This is a genomic window from Sulfitobacter sp. HI0129 (assembly GCF_001635395.1).
GTDB lineage: Bacteria > Pseudomonadota > Alphaproteobacteria > Rhodobacterales > Rhodobacteraceae > Sulfitobacter.
Map to the genome: position 1 here is coordinate 1 of NZ_LWGH01001083.1, position 866 is coordinate 866.

Consider the following 866-nt stretch of genomic DNA (forward strand, 5'->3'; position numbering starts at 1 on the left):
CCCCAACCCATCCATGAGGTCGAGCTGGAGACCTTCCAGCGCGTCCTCGACACCAATCTGGTGGGCATGTTCCACGGCACGCAGGTTTTCGTGAACCAGCTGCGCCGGACGGGCCGCTCGGCGCATATCGTCAATATCTGCTCGGTCTGCGGCCTGTTCTCGACCCCCGGCTATGCGGCCTATGCCGCATCCAAGACTGCCACCGTTTCGCTGAGCGAGACCGCGCGCAGCGATCTGGCCCCGCTGGGCATCGGCGTCACCGCCGTCTGCCCCGGCTACGTCAACACGGCCATCGCAAGCTCCGGTCAGGACAGCACGTCCGAGAACCGCCGACGCGTGGCCGAGATCATGGCCAATTCCATGCAGCCCGAAGAGGTGGCCCGCCGGATCATCGAGGCGGTGAGCCGCAACCTCCCCTACCTGCTGACCCATCCCGAATATGACCGCGTCATCGCCGCCCGTGCCGCCATGCTCGACGCGGCGCTCGTCACCGCGCGCGAACTCGATGCCGGGGGCCACCCCATCGACGACGTGACCCGGCTCGGGGGAAGCTGGCTATGACCCCCGGCCAGGCAGACATCCTGGGCGTGTCTTTCGGCGGCCGCCTCGTGGTCGTCACCGGCGGCGCGCGCGGACAGGGTGCGCTTCAGGCCCGGCATCTCGCGGCGCGGGGCGCGCAGGTGATCGTCGCCGACATCCTTGAAGACGAGGGCCGCGCCCTCGCGGATGAGATCGGCGCGCAATTCGCCCGCCTCGACGTGACCTCGGAAGCGGACTGGGCGGCGTTGCAGGCGCAATGCGGCGACCGGCCCCTGCACGGTCTGGTGAACAATGCCGGGCTCTACCGGCCAGAAACCATCCCCGAC

Annotated in this window: 2 protein-coding genes; both read left to right on the forward strand. The window is 68.9% G+C overall.

Translation table 11 applies throughout. The annotated features are described in order from the left end of the window. A partial coding sequence (locus A3764_RS22755) for an SDR family NAD(P)-dependent oxidoreductase (RefSeq protein WP_150122421.1) occupies positions 1–561 on the forward strand: 561 nt, incomplete at its 5' end. Further along, a partial coding sequence (locus tag A3764_RS22760; RefSeq protein ID WP_150122422.1) for an SDR family NAD(P)-dependent oxidoreductase occupies positions 558–866 on the forward strand: 309 nt, incomplete at its 3' end. The genes A3764_RS22755 and A3764_RS22760, both read left to right, overlap by 4 nt.